The organism is Streptomyces sp. NPDC006925 (assembly GCF_042869575.1).
Lineage (GTDB): Bacteria > Actinomycetota > Actinomycetes > Streptomycetales > Streptomycetaceae > Streptomyces.
Genome location: NZ_JBIAGB010000016.1, coordinates 131,174 through 149,099 on the forward strand (window position 1 = coordinate 131,174; position 17,926 = coordinate 149,099).

The following is a 17,926-nucleotide window of genomic DNA, read 5'->3' on the forward strand; positions in this document are numbered from 1 at the left end:
GGCAACGGAGGAGCGCCCATCGGAGTGGGCCCCGGTCCGTCCCGGCAGCCCGGGTGACGCCCGCCTCGCATTGACTTCAACCTCACTTCAGCTTGCAGGCTGGAACCCTTCCGGCGCCCCGGTTCCCCCGCGGGACCGCGGCGCACCGAGACGTCCGTCCGCGGCCGGGGAGCCCGTCCGCAGTCATGAAGGAGAAGCGTGTGTTCGTGGTCATCGGAGCGACAGGCAAGGTCGGCGGACAGGTGGCGGCGCAGCTCGCGGCCCGAGGGGCCGGGGTGCGCGCCCTCGTCCGGGACCCGGCGGCCGCCCGCCTCCCGGACGGTGTCGAGGCCGTGCGCGGCGATCTGACCGATCCCGCGAGCCTGACCCGTGCCCTTGAGGGAGAGGACGTGGCCGGCGTCTTCCTCGTGTGGCCGTTGGCCGGTCCGCGGGGTGCGGCCGAGGCAGTCGGCGCCCTGGCCGCGCACACCCGCCGGATCGTCTACCTCTCCACCCGTGGCGTACCGGAGGACGACACGGCCGAACCCGCCGAGGACATCCCCGGCACCCATGCGGCGCTGGAGCGCCTCGTACGCGCCTCCGGTGCGGAATGGACGCTGCTGCGGCCCGGCGGTTTCGCGGGCAACACCCTGATGTGGGCCCCGCAGATCCGCGCCGGGGCACCCGTGCGCACCGCCTCGCCGCAGGCGGCCCGCACGCTGGTGCACGAGGCCGACATCGCCGCCGCCGCGGTTCGCGCGCTGCTGACCGGGGACCTGGTCGGGGCGGCGCCCGAGCTGACGGGACCCGAACTGCTCACCCAGGCCGAGCAGACAGCCCTCATCGGTGAGGTGCTCGGCCGTTCCGTGCCGGTCGAGAAGATCACGCGCGAGCAGGCCCGAGCCGACCTCGTCGCGGCGGGACTGCCGGAGTCCTACGCGGACGGCATCCTCGACGCGCACGAGGCGATGGAGACCCGGCCCGAGACGGTCGCCCCCGGAATGGCCGAGCTGTTGGGCCGCCCGCCGCACGACTTCCGCCGCTGGGTCGCGGACCACGCCGCCGACTTCCGGTGACGGCGGGCGCGCCGCCCCGACTTCGGGAACGGGGCGCGCGCCGCGATCCGGGCGGCAACACGGTTGCCTAAGAGTGCGAACGATCGTACGTTTAGTTCGATCCGAAGGAGGCATCCGTGCACGAGCGACGCATGGTGGAACTGGCGCAGGCGCTGGCCGACGCCAAGAGCAGGCAGGACGTGTCCGCGGCGCTGCGGCTCTTCCACCCCGACATCCTGCTGGAGGTCCCGGCGTTCGGAACCACCGCCCGGGGTACGGCCGCGAACGGGAAGGCGCTGCGGAGATTCTTCGCCTCGTTCCCGGACTACGCCGTCACACTGGAGGGTTCGGCGAGCGACGGGGACTCGCTCGTGTGCTGGGGGACCGCGCGGCTGACGATGACCGGAGACCGGTTCGGGGTGCGTCCCGACGGCAGCTGTGCCGTGCTGCCGGTGTTCATCCGCTTCACCTTCCGGGACGATCTCATCGCGAGCGAGCGGTTCTTCTTCGACCTGTCGGTGCTCTGCGCCGGGTCCGGGGTCTCCACGGACGCCGTGCGGCGCACACTCTTCCCCGGAACCCCCGGAACCGAGCGGAGCGCGCGATGAACCGGAGCCCGGACCCCGTCGCCCCCGTCCCGGCCACCGGCCCGCACGCGGAGTCGGCCGAGCGCGCCCCGTACGCGGACGGGTTCCGCACCGTGCACCTCTTCGACCTCGTCGTCGATCTGGACCCCCCGCTGTCCGTCGGCAGGGGCCTGTACGGCCGGCGGGTCGTCTTCGGGGCCGCCGGAGGCACCTTCCGCGGCCCCCGGCTGCACGGTGAGGTGCTGCCCGGGGGCGGCGACTGGGCGCTGTTCGGCCCGGACGGGACGATGACCCTGGACGTCCGGCTGACCCTGCGCACCCACGACGCGGCGCTGCTGCACATGTCCTACGGGGGCCGCCTGGTCACGCCGCCCGCCGTACGCGACACGCTGGGCGATCCCGCCGGACGGCACCGCGTCGACCCGGCCGACTACTACTTCCGTACCAACCCGCTGTTCGAGACCGGGGCCGAGCGCTACGCCTGGCTCAACGGCACCGTCGGCGTCGGCTCGGGGCACTTCGTCGAGGGAGGGGTCGCCTACCGCGTCTCCGAGGTGCTGTAGCCGAGCCGCCCGCAGCCGGGTCACCCTGCGTGCGGGGGCCGCGGCGTCCCTCAGGGCACTCTGGCGGTCCACCCCTCACTGCTGTACTTGGTGAGGGCGAGCTCCTCGGCGCGGGCCGCCTCCTGCGGGGCCACCCGGCCCTCGGCGAGCCCGTGCCGGGCCCGGAACGAGTCGACCATGCGCGCGATGACGTCGGCGCGGGGCAGGCCGGTCTGCCGGCGCAGCGGATCGACCCGCTTCTTCGCGCTCCTGGTGCCCTTGTCGGACATCTTCTCCTTGCCGATCCGTAGCACGTCGAGCATCTTTTCGGCGTCGATGTCGTAGGACATGGTCACGTGGTGCAGGACGGCACCGCCGCCGGCGGTGATCCGCTTCTGGGCGGCCCCGGCGATCTTGCCCTCCTTGGAGGCGATGTCGTTCAGCGGCTGGTACCAGGCTGTGATCCCCATGTCGGCCAGCGCGGTGAGCACCCAGTCGTCCAGGTAGGCGTAGGAGTCCGCGAAGGACATGCCGGAGACCAGCGAGGCGGGCACCGAGAGGGAGTAGGTGATGGTGTTCTCGGCCTCCACGAACATGGCGCCGCCTCCGGAGATGCGCCGTACGACGGTGACTCCGTGCCGTGCCGCGCCCTCGGGGTCCACCTCGTTGCGCAGCGACTGGAAGCTGCCGATGATCACCGCCGGGGAATCCCACTCCCACACCCGGAGTGTGGGCGAGCGGCGTCCGGCGGCGACCTCCGCGGTCAGGATCTCGTCGAGGGCCATGTGCAGCGCCGGGGACTGCGGAGGCTCGTGGACGAGCTGCCAGTGGTGGTCGCTCCAGTCGGTGGCCCGGGTCAGGGCGCGGCGTACGCAGACGGCCACTCCCTCGGCGGTGAGGCCGTACATCGCGGTGCCCGGCGGCAGCGCCGCCTCGATCCGGGCGGTGAGTCCCGCCGTGTCGGTGTCCGAGGGGGCGCCTTCCAGCGCCCGGTCGATGGCGTCGAGCGCCTCGTCCGGCTCCAGGAAGAAGTCGCCGGCCACCCGGACGTTGCGCAGCACGCCGTCCTGGTCGTCCAGGTCGACCACCACCAGCTTGCCGCCGGGGACCTTGTATTCGCCGTGCATGGAGCCGACCGCCCGTCCCAAACCGTCCGCGAACCGTTCCTGCCGGCCGCTCAGCCTACGTCGGTGACCAGCCGCCGCGCGTGGCGGGTGTGACTGACCAGCAGGAACGTGGACATCACGAGCGTGATGCCCTGGGCCACCGCGGCGAGTCTCTTGTCGTCGAACCAGACCGGGTCGTACATGTTCGGGAACGGTCCCAGCTTCCCCACGTCGATGTAGAGGTAGGCGAGCAGCAGCGCCAGCCCGCCGGCGGAGACCAGCCAGGCGAACGCGTCGGAGGGGATCCGCCACCACACCAGGACCAGCAGCGCGGCGAGCGACGCCAGCCCGGCCTCGACGCGGAAGAGGTCGCCCTGGCTGATGGTCGCCCCCACCCCGTCGTACTGGTCGGCGAGGGCGGCGTGGATGTAGGCGTTCACCACCAGCCCGCCCGCGGACAGCACCCGGGCGCCGCCCTGGACGATGCGGTACGCCCCTCCGTGGGGTGCCGGCGGAGGCGTGGGTGTCTGCGCGGTCATGGCCGCTCCTCCTCTTCTGCTGTCCGGACGTGCGGGGCACCTGCTCGCGTCAGTACCCGCCGTCGCTCTTCTGCGGCTTCTCGGAGGGCTTCTTCTTCTCCTTCTTCCCGTCGGTGATCTTCTTGCCGGACGGGTCGAGCACGAACCACTTGGCGCCGAACTGGTCGAGCCCCTGCCCGGCGGTGTCGCCGGGCTTGTCGTCCCCCTGGTAGCGGTAGAGCGGATGGCCGTCGTAGGTGAGCTGCCGACTGCCGTCCTTCCGCTCGGTGGTCCCCAGCAGCCCGCTCTCGGCGCCGTCCCCCGCCCTGGGCTTGCCCTTCCCCTCGACCACGACGGGGGGCCACGCCTTCGCACAGCCTCCCTCGCAGGTCGACTTGCCCGAGGTGTCGGCCTCGAACAGGTAGAGGGTGCGGCCGGAGCCGTCGGCCAGGATCCTGCCCAGGTCGCCTGAGCGCACCTCGACGGTCGCCGCCTCCTTCGAGGACGAGGGGGAGGGCGAGGAGCCGCCGTCCCCGCCGCCGTCCGAGCAGCCGCCGAGCGCGGCGGCCCACAGCACGGCAGTCCCGGCGTACACGGCTGTCCTGCTGGTCTTCCGCATGAAGGTTCCTCCGGTCGCCCCGCGGCCCGCAGCAGGCCGCGGGACCAGCGCATCACGCGCCTGGGGGAGCGGCCACTCGGCGGGGGCCGTCCGCGTGGGCGGCCCCCGCCGGGTCAGGCGGCGAAGCCGCCGTCCACCGCGAGCAGGGCCCCGGTGACGTACCGGGCGCCGTCGCCGACGAGATGGGCCACCGAGTCGGCGATCTCCTCCGACGTCCCGTACCGGCCCAGCAGGGTGAGGGCGGCCTGCGCCGTGCCGCTCTCCCCGTCCGCGGGGTTCAGGTCGGTGTCGACCGGCCCCGGCGACACCTGGTTGACGGTGATGCCGCGCGGCGCCAGTTCGCGGGCCAGGCCCTTGGTGAGTCCGGTGACGGCTGCCTTGCTCATGGCGTAGAGCACCATGCCCGGGAAGGGCACGTGCGCCGAGACGCAGCTGCCGATGTTGACGATCCGGCCGCCGTCGGCCATCCGGGAGGCCGCCGCCTGCGCCACGAGGTAGGCCCCCCGCACGTTGGCCGCCAGCACCCGGTCCACCTCCGCCACCGGCACCGAACTGAGCTCTCCCTGGGTGCCGGTCCCCGCGTTGTTCACGAGGATGTCCAGCCGCCCGAACGCCTCGGCTGCCCCGTCCGCGGCCGCCCGTACCGAGTCCGCGTCGGCCAGCGAGGCGCGCACCGTCCAGGCCCGGCCGCCGAGTTCCTCGATCCGCGCGGCCACCTCGCGGGCCCGGTCGGCGTTCGCCTCGTAGGTCAGCGCCACATCCGCGCCGTCCGCCGCCAGGCGGAGGGCCACGGCCGCTCCGATACCGCGGCTGCCGCCGGTGACGAGGGCGGCCCTGCCGCCGAGGGGCTTGTCCGGGGCGCTGCTGTGCATGGATTCTTTCCGTTCGCCGTGTGTTGCTCCGGTTGACATGACTCGATCCTGGTGCGGTGCGCCCCGCGGTGCTGGCGCTCTTCGGACGGCACATTCCGAGTCACGTATGATGCACTGCGTAGTACGGTGAAATGAACCAATCGCGTCGGTTGCGCACCCGGGCCGACGCGGACCGCGCGCCGGGGACGGCGAGGCCGGCGAGGACGAGGAGCGACCCAGAGATGAGCACGACCGAGGACTGGCTGGCGGCCGCCCGGATCGACCCGTCGGTCGGCGCCCTGCGCCCCGACTACCGCGCCCTGCTGATCGTCGCGGAGGGGCTGGTCCCCGGGCCGAGCGACGCCGTCAGCGAAGAACTCCTGGCCAAGGCCGAGGCGACGGCCTGTGATCCCGAGCAGCACCCGCACGCGGCGGCGTGGCGGGAGGCGTTCCGGGCATTCGGCGCCAAGCCCAAGCGCACCCGGCCCAGCGTCGACGCGCTGTTGCGACGTGCCCCCGAGGGCCTGCCCCGCATCGACCGGCTCACGGACATCTACAACGCGGTCTCCGTGGCGCACGTCGTCCCGCTCGGCGGCGAGGACCTGGACCGCTACGCGGGACCCCTGCGGCTCACCCGCGCCGAGGGCACCGAGCCCTTCGAACTGATGTCGGGCGGCGAGCCGGTGACGGAACACCCGCGGGCCGGGGAAGTGGTCTGGCGCGACGACGCGGGCGTCACCTGCCGCCGCTGGAACTGGCGGCAGTGCGTCCGCACCCGGCTGACGACCGAGACCACCCGCGCCGTCTTCCTCCTCGACGCCCTCGGCCCGATGGACGACACCGCGCTGCGCGAGGCGGGCCGTGCCCTGACCGACGCGCTGTGCGCCGCCGCCCCCGGAGCGGTGACCGCGTCCAGGCTGCTGCGCGCGGCCTGAGCCCGACCGCGCCCCGGCCTCCGGGGCGCAACGGCGCGGCGGCCCCGCCTCAGCGGTGCAGCGCGGCGAGCAGCCGGGGCAGTGCGGTGCCGATCGGCTCCCGCACCACCTCGTCCGCGAGCGGGTCGTAGGGCGTGGACTCGGCGTTCACGACGACGAGCCGGGCCCCGTGCTCGGCCGCCAGCCCGGCCAGGGACGCGGCGGGCTGCACCTGGAGACTGGTGCCGACGGCGAGGAAGACGTCGCAGGCCCGGGCCACCGCCACCGCCGCGGCCAGCACCTCCCCGTCGAGCTGCTGGCCGAACATCACCGTGGCGGACTTCAGCACGCCCCCGCACATCTCGCACGGCGGATCCGGCTCGCCCGCCGCGACCCGCTCCAGCGCCCGCGCCATGGTCGAGCGCTCCCCGCACGCCGTGCACAGCACCGTACGCGCGTTCCCATGCAGCTCCAGCACCTTGCGCTCCGGGACGCCCGCGGCCTGGTGCAGCCCGTCGACGTTCTGGGTGATGACCCGTACCGGGGTGCCGGAGCGCTCCAGCCGGGCCACCGCCTCGTGCGCCGCGTTGGGGACGGCCTCCCACACCGGGCTCTCGCCGCGCATCCGCCACGAGCGGCGCCGGATGTCCGGGTCCCCCATGTAGGAGTCGTAGGTGACCAGCTTCTCGGCCTCCGGATCGGTGCGCCACACCCCCTGCGGCCCGCGGTAGTCGGGGATGCCGGAGTCGGTGGAGATCCCGGCGCCGCTGAGGATCGCCACCAGCGGCGGACCGCCCCCGGACTCCCCCTTCCGTGGCGTGCTGTCACGTTCGCCCATGCGGCCAGCCTAGTGCGCCTCCGCACCGGCAGGCGCGTGCTTCCATGGTGGGGTGATCGACGACGAGCTGACGACAGCGGTGGAACGGGCGGTCCGCGAGGCCGTGGACGCGCAGGTCATGCCGCGCTGGCGGAAACTCGCCGAGCACGAGATCACCACCAAGACCGGCAGCCACGACCTGGTCACCGTCGCCGACCGGGAGGCGGAGCGGCAACTGGGCGACGCCCTGCGCCGGTTGCTGCCCGGCTCCGCGGTGGTCGGCGAGGAGGGCGTGCACGCCGACCCGGCCTCCTACACGGCGCTCTCCGGGCCGGACCCGGTATGGATCATCGACCCCGTCGACGGCACACGCCAGTTCGTCGCGGGCGGCGAGGGCTTCTGCACCATGGTCGCGCTCGCCCACCACGGCGAGACGCTGGCCGGATGGATTCGGGCGCCGGTCCTCGGCCTGGCCGCCACGGTGCGGCGCGGCGGCGGGGTGCTGCTCAACGGGGAGCCGCTGTACGCCGGTTCCCCCGAAGCGGGTGCACCGCTGCGCGTCGCCGTCTCGCATCCGGACTACACGGACGAGTGGCAGGAGCGCTCGCTGCGCGGGCTGCACACCGCGGGGCTGCAGGTGCGGTCCACCGGCTCGGCGGGGCTGGAATACCTCGCCATCGCCCGCGGGCGGCTGGACGCCGTCGCCTACACCTGGGAGGCCGCCTGGGACCACGCCGCGGGGCTGCTGGCGGTGGCCGAGGCGGGCGGCGCCAGCATCACCGTCGAGGGCGCGCCCTTCCGCCTCGCGGGAGGCAACGCGCTGCCGTTCACCGCGGCGCGTGACGCGGACACGACCCGGCGTATGGTGGGGCTGCTGCGGAACAAGAGCGAGGACCACCGGAGCCGACCCCGCTGACCGGGGTCCGGCGAGCCGGGCGAGGGGAGCCGCAAGTGCCATCGATCCGGGACGCGGTGGTCGTGGGAGCCGGCCCCAACGGGCTGACGGCAGCCGTGGAACTGGCCCGGCGCGGCTTCCGGGTCGAGGTGTTCGAAGCGGGCGGCACCGTCGGCGGCGGCGCCCGTACCGAGGAGCTGACCCTGCCGGGCTTCCGGCACGACCCCTGCTCGGCCGTCCACCCCACCGGCGCCGGGTCACCCGCCTTCGGCTCGATGCCGCTGGAGCGGTACGGGCTGGAGTGGCTGCATCCCGAACTCCCGCTGGCGCACCCGTTCCCGGACGGCACCGCTGCCGTGCTGGCCCGGTCGGTCGGGGAGACGGCGGCCTCCCTCGGCCCGCGCGACGCGGGCGCCTACCGCCGCCTCGTCGCGCCCTACCTCGGCCGGTGGAGCACCCTGGCGGAGGACTTCTTCGGCTACGGCTCCGCGTTCAACGGCCGGTTCCCCGCCGATCCACTCCAGCTCGTGCGGTTCGGGCTGACCGGGCTGCAGCCGGTCACCTGGGCCAGGGCCCGCTTCCGGGACGAGAAGGCGCGGGCGCTGCTCGCGGGCATGGCCGGGCACGTCATCGCGCCCCTGAACAACCTGTTCATGACGGCCCCCGCCCTGGTCTTCGCGCTCGCCGCACACGCGGTCGGCTGGCCGTTCCCGCGCGGCGGCTCGCAGGCGATCTCCGACGCGCTGGCCGGGTACCTGCAGGCGCTGGGCGGCACCATCCACACCGGCACCGAGGTCAAGCGCCTGGACGAGCTGCCGCCCGCCCGCGCCTACGTCTTCGACACCTCGCCGACCGCGCTCGCCCGGATCGCCGGGCTGGGCAGCGCCTACGACTCGGTCCGCTACGGCGCCGGCGTCTTCAAGCTCGACTACGCGCTGGACGGACCCGTCCCGTGGACCTCTCCGGACGCGGCGCGGGCCGGGACGGTGCACATCGGGCCGACCCTCGGGGACATCGACACCGCGCTGCGCGACGCCGTGGTACGCGGCCGGGCCCCCGAGCGGCCCTTCCTGATCACCGCCCAGCCCAGCCTGACCGACTCCACCCGGGCTCCCGAGGGCAAGCACGTCTTCTGGGCCTACGGCCATCTGCCCAACAACTGGCAGGGGGACGCGACCGAGGCGGTGGAACGCCAGATCGAGCGCTTCGCGCCGGGGTTCCGGGACCGGGTGCTGGCCCGGGCCGCCGCGGGGCCGCCGCAGCTCGCCGCCCGCAACGCCAACTACGTCGGCGGCGACATCTCCTGCGGTTCGGCCGCCGGGCTGCGGCTGCTGATCCGGCCCAAGCTCAAGCGCGTCCCGTACGAGACCGCGCACCCGTCGGTCTACCTGTGCTCCTCCGCTGCGCCGCCCGGCCCCGGGGTGCACGGGATGGCGGGTCATCATGCCGCCCGGGCCGTGTGGCGCCGCCTCCGCCGGGAGCGGTGAGGCCGGGGACAGTGCGGCGTCCGGCCGCGCGGCGCGTAGGGTGCGGTGCGGCGCGTGCGCGGCGGAGGGGACGCGCCCCTGCGGCCATGGCGCCATGGTCGGGGGAGGCGTCGGACAGATAGGGTCCCCAAGGCGCGACTGCCTGTTCGAACAACAGAGAGACCCAGGGGCAGAACCATGACAACGACGGCGCGAACCACATCGGCGCGCGTGCTGATCGCCGCGGACAAGTTCAAGGGATCGCTGACGGCCGTCGAGGTCGCAGAGCATCTCACGGCGGGCATCCGGAAAGCGCGCCCGGAAGTGGACGTCGAAGCTCTGCCCGTGGCCGACGGCGGTGACGGCACCGTCGCGGCGGCGGTCGCCAACGGCTTCACCCGCCACGAGGTCGAGGTGACCGGGCCCCTCGGCGCCTCCGTGACGGCCGCCTTCGCGCTCCGCGAGGGCACCGCGGTGGTGGAGATGGCCGAGGCGTCCGGCCTCCAGCACCTGCCGCCCGGGGTCTTCGTGCCGCTGACGGCCACCACCTACGGTGCCGGTGAGCTGCTGCTGGCGGCCGTCGAAGCGGGCGCGACCACGATCATCTTCGGCGTCGGCGGCTCCGCGACCACCGACGGCGGTGCCGGGATGCTCGACGCGCTGGGGGCCCGGCTGCTCGACGAGGACGGCGACTCGATCCCGTGGGGCGGCGGAGGGCTGCGCGAACTCGTCTCCGCCGACCTGTCCGGTATGGACCCACGGCTGAAGAACGTCGAGGTCGTCCTGGCCAGCGACGTCGACAACCCGCTGACCGGCCCGAAGGGCGCCGCCGCCGTCTACGGCCCGCAGAAGGGCGCCACGGACGAGGACGTGAAGCTGCTGGACGCCGCGCTCGCCCACTTCGCCGAGACCCTCGGCGAGCAGGACGCCGCCGCCTCGCCCGGGGCCGGAGCCGCGGGCGGCATCGGGTTCGGCGCTCTCGTCGGGCTGCGCGCCCGGTTCCGGCCCGGCATCGAGATCCTGATGGAGGAGCTCGGCGTCGAGGCCGCCATCGGCCGGGCCTCTCTGGTGATCACGGGGGAGGGCTCGCTGGACGAGCAGACGCTGCACGGGAAGGCTCCCGCCGGTGTCGCCGCCGCGGCCCGCGACGCGGGGAAGCCGGTGGTCGCCGTCTGCGGCCGGGTCGCCATCGGGAAGAAGGAGCTCGCGGCCGCCGGAATCGAGAAGGCGTACGCGCTCACGGACCTCGAGTCGGACGTCGAGCGCTGCATCGCCGAGGCCGGACCCCTGCTGGAGACCCTCGGCGAGCGCCTCGCGGCCGACCGTCTGTAGCGCCGGCGCCGGGCGCAACGTCCTGGCGCAGGTCCGGGACCACGGCCGGTGTCCGGCCGGGACGGTCACCGGGGTCCTCGCCGACGGCTCCCGGAGTCCGTCGGCGGTCTCCGCAGGGGCCGCTGTCGCCTTCCGAGCCCCGGCGGCCCCCTGGGCAGGCATGGGGGTGCCGGCGGCGGCAGGCGGTCCGCGCGCTGCCGCAGGGCTCCCACAGAGCCGCACGGCGCCTCCTCATGCCCCCTGTCCCGCCCGGCGAGCGCAGACCGGCTCTCCGGAGGGCGCAGCGGCCCGCAGACGGGCCCCAGGCCCCGCCAAGCTCTGCAAGGCCCCCGGACCGCCCCCGGAAGCCCGGAAAGGTCCGGGAGGGCGCGGGAGGCCGGGAGGGCCCGATACACACCCCGGGAGCCGACGCGCGGCCCCGCTCCGCGAAGCCCGCGCCCGTCCGAGAGGCCCGCGGAAGCCCGATCCCGCTTCCCGCATGCCTGCGGATCCGGCCTCAGGCATGCCTGCGGATCCGGGGAGCCCGGGAGCGCCGGGCCGGTCTCCGGGCCCCGGCACACGCGTGAGGGGCCCGCCACGTCCGTGGCGGGCCCCTCACGGGCGTCGTCCCTCGGGAAGGGGCCCTGTCAGCCCCGGGCGGCAGCCGGTCAGCCCTGCGCGGCGGCCCGCGCCTCGCGGCGGTTGTCGCGGAAGGCGTTGACCCGGCGTGCGGTCGCGAACAGCGGAATCACCGCGCCGAGGACGACCTGGAGGGCGCAGCCGGTCTGCAGGAGCAGCTCGCCTCCGGGCGCGTCGAAGGCCCAGGAGGCCAGCAGCCCCATGCTCAGCACGATCCAGCACAGCATGGCCACCGCGAGCCGGCCCTGCGGCTTGGGGTACTCGACGCGGCTGACCATCAGCCAGGCGACCCCCAGGATGCCGAGCGCCGTCGGTACGAAGGGCAGCTCCAGCAGCACAACGGAGATGACGGTGAGGGCGCCGAACGGCCCCGGCATGCCCTGGAACATCCCGTTCCGCATGGGCACGCAGGAGAACCGCGCAAGCCGCAGCACCACCGCCAGCAGGACCACGATCGCGGCGACCACGGAGATCCGCTGGTGCGCGTCGTTGGCCACCATGCCCCAGACGGCGACGAAGTAGGCCGGTGCCAGTCCGAAGCTGATCAGGTCGGAGAGGTTGTCCAGCTCGGCACCCATGGCCGAGCTGCGCAGCTTGCGCGCGACCAGACCGTCGAACAGGTCGAAGACGGCGGCCATCAGCATCAGCACCACGGCGGTGGCGGCGCTGTGCCGGGCCATGCCGCCGTCCTCGCTGCCCGTCAGATGCGGGATGAGGACACCGGTGGTGGTGAAGTACACCGCCATGAAGCCGCAGGTCGCGTTGCCCAGCGTGAGGGTGTCCGCGATGGACAGCCGGGTCGAGAGCGGCATCTCGTCGTCGGCGTCGTCCGCGTAGTCGTCGTCGGCGTACTCAGCGTATTCGGAGTACTCGGCGTAGTGCGAGTAGCCGTCGCGGTCCGCGGAGCGCTCGGCTCCGGGGGCCCAGGCTGCCTGGGCGTCGGGATCAATCACGGTCAAGGCGAGTCACCCCCGCTGTCGTGGTCTGACCGACCTCCACGGCCGTCTCGACACCCTTGGGAAGATAGACGTCCACGCGGGAGCCGAACCTGATCAGCCCGAGGCGCTCACCCTGCTCCACCTTGGCACCACTGGGCACGTACGGAACGATCCGCCGGGCCACGGCACCGGCGATCTGGACCATCTCGATGTCGCCCAGCTCGGTCTCGAAGTGCCAGACGACGCGCTCGTTGTTCTCGCTCTCCTTGTTGAACGCCGGAACGAAGCCGCCGGGGATGTGCTCGACGGACGTCACCGTGCCCGCGAGCGGCGCGCGGTTGACGTGGACGTTCAGCGGGCTCATGAAGATGGCGACGCGGGTACGGCCGTCCTGCCACGGCATGATGCTCTGCACCACGCCGTCGGCCGGGGAGATCACCCGGCCCTGGCCGATCTCCCGCTCCGGGTCCCGGAAGAACCACAGCATCCCGGCGGCGAGCGCCGTCGCGGGTACGGCGACCAGCGCGGCGCGCTTGGACCGGCGGGCGCGTACCAGGCTGAGGGCCGCCGTCGCGACGGTCGGCGCGAGCCACGGCGAGGCGCCGCGCGCGAGGCGGACCCGGGGTCCGCCGGAGGCACCGGATCCGGCCGACCCGGACGAGGGAGAGCCGCTGGGTGTGGTGGATGGGCTGTGGGGCATGAATGACCTTCGTAGCGGAGGGAGCCGCGTAGGTGACAGGGGGACGGCGGCTTTCCCGGGATGCTATCGGTTTCTGATGGCAACTGGGCAAGCCAGCCAGCCAGTCCGTGGCCGATGTCCCGGTTCGGGGTGTGATCTTGAAAGTCAAGAAAACACCCCGAAAAGGACATTCAGCCCTGGCTGCGATACTCCTCCAGGAGCCGTCGACCCACGATCATTTTCTGGATCTCCGCGGTTCCTTCGCCGATCAGGAGCATCGGCGCCTCCCGGTAGAGTCGCTCGATCTCGTATTCCTTGCTGAAACCGTACCCGCCGTGGATGCGGAAGGCGTCCTCCACGACCTCCTTGCAGTACTCGGAGGCGAGATATTTCGCCATTCCCGCTTCCAGGTCGTTGCGTTGGCCGGAGTCCTTCTTGCGCGCGGCACCCACCATCAGGGCGTGCGCCGCCTCGACCTTCGTGGCCATGTCGGCCAGTTTGAACTGAATGGCCTGATGCCCGGCGATGGGCTTCCCAAACGTGTGGCGCTGCTGTGCGTAGTCGATACCGAGCTCGAAAGCACGCTGTGCGACACCGCAGCCACGCGCCGCGACATTCACCCGGCCGACTTCCACCCCGTCCATCATCTGGTAGAAGCCGCGCCCGGTGGTGCCGCCGAGCACGCGGTCGGCCGGAACGCGCAGGTCGTCCATGACCAGCTCGGTGGTGTCGACGCCCTTGTAGCCCATTTTGTCGATCTTGCCGGGGATGGTGAGCCCGGGCTTGACCTGGCCGAAACCGGGCTCCTTCTCCACCAGGAACGTCGTCATCGACTTGTGCGGAGCGGTTCCCTCCGGATGGCCCTCGTCCGTCCGGCACAACACCGCCACCAGGGTGGCGGAGCCCCCGTTGGTCAGCCACATCTTCTGGCCGTTCAGCAGGAAGTCGCCGGAACCGTCCGCTGCGGGCGACCCCTTCGAGGTGATGGCCGAGACGTCCGAGCCCAGCCCCGGCTCCGACATCGAGAAGGCCCCGCGGATCTCACCGGTGGCCATCCTCGGCAGGAAGTGGTCCTTCTGCTCCTGGGTGCCGTGCTGCTTGAGCATGTAGGCCACGATGAAGTGCGTGTTGATGATGCCCGACACACTCATCCAGCCGCGGGCGATCTCCTCGACGCACAGCGCGTAGGTGAGCAGCGACTCGCCCAGCCCGCCGTACTCCTCGGGGATCATCAGCCCGAAGATCCCCAGCTCCTTGAGCCCCTCGACGATCTCGGTGGGGTACTCGTCCTTGTGCTCCAGCTCCGTGGCGACGGGCAGGATCTCCTTGTCGACGAAACTGCGCACCGTCGAGAGGATCTCCCGCTGTATCTCCGTCAGACCCTCGGTCTGCGCCAGCCGACCCATGTCACCTACCGCCCTTCGGTGCCGGTTCCCGCAGCTCGGGGCGGCCCGGCTGCTCTCCGCCGCGCTCCTTGACGTACGTCTCGGTTGGCACCATCACCTTGCGCCGGAAGACGCAGACCAGGGTGCCGTCCTGCTTGTAGCCCTTGGTCTCGACGTGCACGATCCCGCGGTCGCTCTTCGACTTCGACGGCGTCTTGTCCAGCACCGTCGTCTCGCCGTAGACGGTGTCTCCGTGGAAGGTCGGAGCCACGTGCCTGAGCGATTCGATCTCCAGGTTGGCGATGGCCTTCCCCGACACGTCCGGTACCGACATGCCCAGCAGCAGCGAGTAGATGTAGTTGCCCACCACCACGTTCCGGCCGAAGTCGGTGGTCGACTCGGCGTAGTGGCTGTCCAGGTGCAGCGGGTGGTGGTTCATGGTCAGCAGACAGAACATGTGGTCGTCGTACTCGGTGACCGTCTTGCCCGGCCAGTGCTTGTAGACGTCGCCGACCGTGAATTCCTCGTAGGTGCGTCCGAACTGCATGACTCAGCCCTCCGGAGGGGTGAAGGAAGTGGTGCGCCGCATGCCCGCCGCGCGGCCCTTGCCGGAGACGACCAGCGCCATCTTGCGGCTGGCCTCGTCGATCATCTCGTCGCCGAGCATCGCCGAGCCCTTCTTGCCACCGGCCTCGGAGGTGCAGTACTCGTACGCGTCCAGGATCATCTCCGCGTGGTCGTAGTCCTCCTGGGAGGGCGAGAAGATCTCGTTGGACGCCTCGACCTGGCCCGGGTGCAGCACCCACTTGCCGTCGAAGCCCAGCGCCGCGGCCCGCCGGGCCACCTCCCGGTAGCCGTCCACGTCGCGGATCTGCAGATAGGGCCCGTCGATCGCCTGGAGGTCGTGGGTGCGGGCCGCCATCAGGATCCGCATCAGGATGTAGTGGTAGGCGTCGGCCGGGTAGCCGGGCGGCTGCTCGCCCACGACCAGCGACTTCATGTTGATGGACGCCATGAAGTCGGCCGGCCCGAAGACGATGGTCTCCATCCGCGGCGAGGCCGCGGCGATCTCGTCGACGTTCACCAGGCCCTTGGCGTTCTCGATCTGCGCCTCGATGCCGATCCCGCCGACCTCCAGGCCGACCGTCTTCTCGATCTGCGTCAGCAGCATGTCCAGCGCCTGCACCTGTGCCGCGTCCTGCACCTTGGGCAGCATCACGCAGTCCAGGTTGGCGCCGGCGCCCTCCACGACGGTCACCACGTCGCGGTAGGTCCACTCCGTGGTCCAGTCGTTGACCCGCACGACGCGGGTCTTGCCGCTCCAGTCACCCTCGTTGAGGAACTTCACGATGGTGTGCCGCGCCTCCGGCTTGGCCAGCGGGGCGCAGGCGTCCTCCAGGTCCAGGAAGACCTGGTCGGCGGGGAGGCCCTGGGCCTTCTCCAGGAACCGCGGGTTGCTGCCCGGCACCGCCAGGCAGGAACGGCGCGGGCGGAGCGCTCGCTGCCGGTTGTCGCTGTTCACGGGGTGACCTCCAGTGGTTCTCGCTGATCGCGCTCACTGCGCTCGTCGCGCGTTCGGAGCTCGTGCTGACTGCGGATCTCGTCGACGATACGGCCGATGATCCCGGTGATCCCGAAGTCCTTCGGGGTGAAGACGGCGGCGACCCCCGCCTCGCGCAGCGCCCGCGCGTCCGCCGACGGGATGATCCCGCCCACGACCACGGGGACGTCGGCCGCGCCCGCCTTCCGCATCCGCTCCAGCACGTCCGGCACCAGTTCGGCGTGCGAGCCGGAGAGGATGGACAGGCCCACGCAGTGCACGTCCTCGGCGAGGGCCGCCGCGACGATCTCCTCCGGCGTGAGCCTGATGCCTTGGTAGACCACTTCGAAGCCCGCGTCCCGGGCCCGTACGGCGATCTGCTCGGCGCCGTTGCTGTGGCCGTCCAGACCGGGCTTGCCCACCAGCAGCCGCAGCTTGCCGACCCCCAGCTCCGCCGCGGTGTCCGCCGCCTTCCGCCGCACCGCGGCCAGCTCCGAACCCTCCTCGGCGCTCACCGCCACCGGAGCCGAACTCACCCCGGTCGGCGCCCGGAACTCGCCGAACACCTCGCGCAGCGCGCCCGCCCACTCCCCGGTGGTGACCCCGGCGCGGGCGCACTCCAGGGTGGCCTCCATCAGGTTGGTGTCCCCGGCGGCGGCCTCCCGCAGGGCGGCGAGGGCCTGCTCCGCACTGGGGTGGAGGCCCGGCTCCCGGGTCCCCTCGCGCCAGAACGGCTCGTCCCGGGTCTCCCGCCAGCGCTTGACCGCCTCCACGGTCGCCGCCTCGCCGGCCGGGTCCACCGTCAGGATCGCGGTGTCCAGGTCCGCGGTGAGCGGGCTCGGCTCCGTGGCCTCGTAGCAGTTGACGCCGACGATCTTCTCCTCGCCCGACTCGATCCGGGCGCGGCGCTCCGCGTGCGAGGCGACGAGCTGCGACTTGAGGTAGCCGGACTCGACGGCGGCCATCGCCCCGCCCATCTCCTCGATCCGGGCCATCTCGGCCAGCGACTGCTCGACCAGGCTGTCCACCTCCGCCTCGATCACGTGCGACCCGGCGAAGATGTCGTCGTACTCCAGCAGATCGCTCTCGTGCGCCAGCACCTGCTGGACCCGCAGCGACCACTGCTGGTCCCAGGGGCGGGGCAGGCCCAGCGCCTCGTTCCAGGCGGGCAGCTGCACGGCACGGGCCCTGGCGTCCTTGGAGAGGGTCACGGCCAGCATCTCCAGCACGATGCGCTGGACGTTGTTCTCCGGCTGCGCCTCGGTCAGCCCCAGTGAGTTGACCTGCACCCCGTACCGGAAGCGGCGCTGCTTGGGGTCGGTGATGCCGTAGCGCTCGCTGGTGACGCGGTCCCAGATGCGGGTGAAGGCCCGCATCTTGCACATCTCCTCGACGAACCGGACGCCCGCGTTCACGAAGAACGAGATCCGCGCCACGACCCGCCCGAACTCCTCGGCCGGCACCTGCCCGCTGTCCCGCACGGCGTCCAGCACCGCGATCGCCGTCGCCATCGCGTAGGAGATCTCCTGCACCGGCGTGGCTCCGGCCTCCTGCAGGTGGTAGCTGCAGATGTTGACCGGGTTCCACTTGGGCAGCCGGGCGACCGTGTAGGCGATCATGTCGGTGGTCAGCCGCAGCGAGGGCACCGGCGGGAAGACGTGCGTCCCGCGGGAGAGGTACTCCTTGACGATGTCGTTCTGCGTGGTGCCCTGGAGCTGCGACACGTCGGCGCCCTGCTCCTCCGCGACCACCTGGTAGAGCGCCAGCAGCCACATGGCGGTGGCGTTGATGGTCATGGAGGTGTTGGTCTTCTCCAGCGGGATGCCGTCGAAGAGCCTGCGCATGTCGCCCAGATGGGAGACCGGGACCCCGACCCGGCCGACCTCGCCGCGGGCGAGCACGTGGTCGGGGTCGTATCCGGTCTGGGTGGGCAGGTCGAAGGCGACGGACAGCCCGGTCTGGCCCTTGGCGAGGTTGCGCCGGTACAGCTCGTTGGACGCCTCGGCCGTGGAGTGCCCGGCGTAGGTCCGCATCAGCCAGGGCCGGTCGCGCTTCCTGGGCTCCCGTTCATCAGTCATCGCGGGG

At 72.5% G+C, this 17,926-nt stretch carries 18 protein-coding genes; 7 read left to right on the forward strand and 11 right to left on the reverse strand.

Annotated features, from left to right (window positions below):
- Nucleotides 1-185: 185 nt before the first annotated feature.
- The 3 genes from ACFYNS_RS21645 (at nt 186) to ACFYNS_RS21655 (ending at nt 2,184) form a co-directional block, all read left to right on the forward strand.
- A complete protein-coding gene (locus ACFYNS_RS21645; protein WP_360292080.1) occupies nt 186-1,055 on the forward strand; it encodes an NAD(P)H-binding protein in 870 nt (289 codons plus the stop codon).
- A gap of 116 nt (nt 1,056-1,171) precedes the next feature.
- The gene (locus ACFYNS_RS21650; protein ID WP_388604592.1) at nt 1,172-1,642 is read left to right on the forward strand and encodes a nuclear transport factor 2 family protein; all 471 of its coding nucleotides are present in this window, start codon (nt 1,172-1,174) and stop codon (nt 1,640-1,642) included.
- Entirely contained in the window at nt 1,639-2,184 is a 546-nt protein-coding gene (locus ACFYNS_RS21655) for a DUF3237 domain-containing protein (RefSeq protein ID WP_388604594.1), read from the forward strand. Before ACFYNS_RS21650 ends, ACFYNS_RS21655 begins: the two co-directional genes overlap by 4 nt.
- 50 nt (nt 2,185-2,234) lie before the next feature.
- Here ACFYNS_RS21655 and ACFYNS_RS21660 read toward each other — a convergent pair whose 3' ends face one another.
- The 4 genes from ACFYNS_RS21660 to ACFYNS_RS21675 all read right to left on the reverse strand — a co-directional run bounded on the left by ACFYNS_RS21660 (nt 2,235) and on the right by ACFYNS_RS21675 (nt 5,278).
- The gene (locus ACFYNS_RS21660; RefSeq protein WP_360292089.1) at nt 2,235-3,290 is read right to left on the reverse strand and encodes a biotin/lipoate A/B protein ligase family protein; all 1,056 of its coding nucleotides are present in this window, start codon (nt 3,288-3,290) and stop codon (nt 2,235-2,237) included.
- Between the two features lie 50 nt (nt 3,291-3,340).
- Nucleotides 3,341-3,808 carry a hypothetical protein gene (locus tag ACFYNS_RS21665; protein ID WP_360292092.1) on the reverse strand — a complete coding sequence of 156 codons (468 nt, stop codon included), beginning with the start codon at nt 3,806-3,808 and terminating at the stop codon, nt 3,341-3,343.
- A 49-nt stretch (nt 3,809-3,857) separates the two neighbouring features.
- Complete coding sequence (locus ACFYNS_RS21670) at nt 3,858-4,406, reverse strand: hypothetical protein (protein WP_360292095.1); 549 nt, start codon at nt 4,404-4,406, stop codon at nt 3,858-3,860.
- 113 nt (nt 4,407-4,519) lie between these two features.
- On the reverse strand, nt 4,520-5,278 hold the full coding sequence (locus tag ACFYNS_RS21675; RefSeq protein WP_388604596.1) for an SDR family NAD(P)-dependent oxidoreductase: 759 nt from the start codon (nt 5,276-5,278) through the stop codon (nt 4,520-4,522).
- A 221-nt stretch (nt 5,279-5,499) separates the two neighbouring features.
- Here ACFYNS_RS21675 and ACFYNS_RS21680 point away from each other — a divergent pair, with 221 nt between their 5' ends.
- On the forward strand, nt 5,500-6,192 hold the full coding sequence (locus ACFYNS_RS21680) for a B3/4 domain-containing protein (RefSeq protein ID WP_388604598.1): 693 nt from the start codon (nt 5,500-5,502) through the stop codon (nt 6,190-6,192).
- A 49-nt stretch (nt 6,193-6,241) separates the two neighbouring features.
- Here ACFYNS_RS21680 and ACFYNS_RS21685 read toward each other — a convergent pair whose 3' ends face one another.
- Entirely contained in the window at nt 6,242-7,009 is a 768-nt protein-coding gene (locus ACFYNS_RS21685; protein WP_360292103.1) for a Sir2 family NAD-dependent protein deacetylase, read from the reverse strand.
- Nucleotides 7,010-7,061: 52 nt separating this feature from the next.
- Between ACFYNS_RS21685 and ACFYNS_RS21690 the strand changes: the two genes are divergently transcribed.
- The 3 genes from ACFYNS_RS21690 to ACFYNS_RS21700 all read left to right on the forward strand — a co-directional run bounded on the left by ACFYNS_RS21690 (nt 7,062) and on the right by ACFYNS_RS21700 (nt 10,681).
- On the forward strand, nt 7,062-7,904 hold the full coding sequence (locus ACFYNS_RS21690) for an inositol monophosphatase family protein (protein ID WP_388604599.1): 843 nt from the start codon (nt 7,062-7,064) through the stop codon (nt 7,902-7,904).
- Nucleotides 7,905-7,939: 35 nt separating this feature from the next.
- Nucleotides 7,940-9,370 (forward strand): phytoene desaturase family protein, encoded by a 1,431-nt coding sequence (locus ACFYNS_RS21695; protein WP_388604601.1) that lies wholly within the window; start codon nt 7,940-7,942, stop codon nt 9,368-9,370.
- A gap of 177 nt (nt 9,371-9,547) precedes the next feature.
- Nucleotides 9,548-10,681, forward strand: a complete 1,134-nt coding sequence (locus ACFYNS_RS21700; RefSeq protein WP_388604603.1) for a glycerate kinase — start codon at nt 9,548-9,550, stop codon at nt 10,679-10,681.
- Nucleotides 10,682-11,328: 647 nt separating this feature from the next.
- Here ACFYNS_RS21700 and ACFYNS_RS21705 read toward each other — a convergent pair.
- The 6 genes from ACFYNS_RS21705 to ACFYNS_RS21730 form a co-directional block, all read right to left on the reverse strand.
- Nucleotides 11,329-12,258, reverse strand: a complete 930-nt coding sequence (locus ACFYNS_RS21705; protein WP_360292111.1) for a CDP-alcohol phosphatidyltransferase family protein — start codon at nt 12,256-12,258, stop codon at nt 11,329-11,331.
- Entirely contained in the window at nt 12,245-12,937 is a 693-nt protein-coding gene (locus ACFYNS_RS21710; RefSeq protein WP_360292114.1) for a phosphatidylserine decarboxylase, read from the reverse strand. Before ACFYNS_RS21710 ends, ACFYNS_RS21705 begins: the two co-directional genes overlap by 14 nt.
- Nucleotides 12,938-13,107: 170 nt before the next feature.
- A complete protein-coding gene (locus tag ACFYNS_RS21715) occupies nt 13,108-14,322 on the reverse strand; it encodes an acyl-CoA dehydrogenase family protein (RefSeq protein WP_360292117.1) in 1,215 nt (404 codons plus the stop codon).
- Between the two features lies 1 nt (nt 14,323).
- Nucleotides 14,324-14,848: a MaoC family dehydratase gene (locus tag ACFYNS_RS21720; RefSeq protein ID WP_360292120.1), complete on the reverse strand. Its 525-nt coding sequence runs from the start codon at nt 14,846-14,848 to the stop codon at nt 14,324-14,326.
- 3 nt (nt 14,849-14,851) lie between these two features.
- The gene (locus ACFYNS_RS21725; RefSeq protein ID WP_360292123.1) at nt 14,852-15,823 is read right to left on the reverse strand and encodes a CoA ester lyase; all 972 of its coding nucleotides are present in this window, start codon (nt 15,821-15,823) and stop codon (nt 14,852-14,854) included.
- Nucleotides 15,820-17,919, reverse strand: coding sequence for a protein meaA (locus ACFYNS_RS21730; protein ID WP_360292125.1), 2,100 nt, complete (start codon nt 17,917-17,919; stop codon nt 15,820-15,822). The genes ACFYNS_RS21725 and ACFYNS_RS21730 overlap by 4 nt, the downstream gene beginning before the upstream one ends.
- Between the last annotated feature and the right edge of the window lie 7 nt (nt 17,920-17,926).

Excerpts from the sequence above, each read along its gene's own strand:
- ACFYNS_RS21665 (WP_360292092.1), bottom strand. The coding sequence starts at position 3,808 with ATGACCGCGCAGACACCCACGCCTCCGCCGGCACCCCACGGAGGGGCG.
- ACFYNS_RS21710 (WP_360292114.1), bottom strand. The coding sequence starts at position 12,937 with ATGCCCCACAGCCCATCCACCACACCCAGCGGCTCTCCCTCGTCCGGG.
- ACFYNS_RS21680 (WP_388604598.1), top strand. The coding sequence starts at position 5,500 with ATGAGCACGACCGAGGACTGGCTGGCGGCCGCCCGGATCGACCCGTCG.
- ACFYNS_RS21715 (WP_360292117.1), bottom strand. The coding sequence starts at position 14,322 with ATGGGTCGGCTGGCGCAGACCGAGGGTCTGACGGAGATACAGCGGGAG.
- ACFYNS_RS21660 (WP_360292089.1), bottom strand. The coding sequence starts at position 3,290 with ATGCACGGCGAATACAAGGTCCCCGGCGGCAAGCTGGTGGTGGTCGAC.
- ACFYNS_RS21670 (WP_360292095.1), bottom strand. The coding sequence starts at position 4,406 with ATGCGGAAGACCAGCAGGACAGCCGTGTACGCCGGGACTGCCGTGCTG.
- ACFYNS_RS21645 (WP_360292080.1), top strand. The coding sequence starts at position 186 with ATGAAGGAGAAGCGTGTGTTCGTGGTCATCGGAGCGACAGGCAAGGTC.
- ACFYNS_RS21685 (WP_360292103.1), bottom strand. The coding sequence starts at position 7,009 with ATGGGCGAACGTGACAGCACGCCACGGAAGGGGGAGTCCGGGGGCGGT.
- ACFYNS_RS21655 (WP_388604594.1), top strand. The coding sequence starts at position 1,639 with ATGAACCGGAGCCCGGACCCCGTCGCCCCCGTCCCGGCCACCGGCCCG.
- ACFYNS_RS21675 (WP_388604596.1), bottom strand. The coding sequence starts at position 5,278 with ATGCACAGCAGCGCCCCGGACAAGCCCCTCGGCGGCAGGGCCGCCCTC.
- ACFYNS_RS21730 (WP_360292125.1), bottom strand. The coding sequence starts at position 17,919 with ATGACTGATGAACGGGAGCCCAGGAAGCGCGACCGGCCCTGGCTGATG.
- ACFYNS_RS21720 (WP_360292120.1), bottom strand. The coding sequence starts at position 14,848 with ATGCAGTTCGGACGCACCTACGAGGAATTCACGGTCGGCGACGTCTAC.
- ACFYNS_RS21700 (WP_388604603.1), top strand. The coding sequence starts at position 9,548 with ATGACAACGACGGCGCGAACCACATCGGCGCGCGTGCTGATCGCCGCG.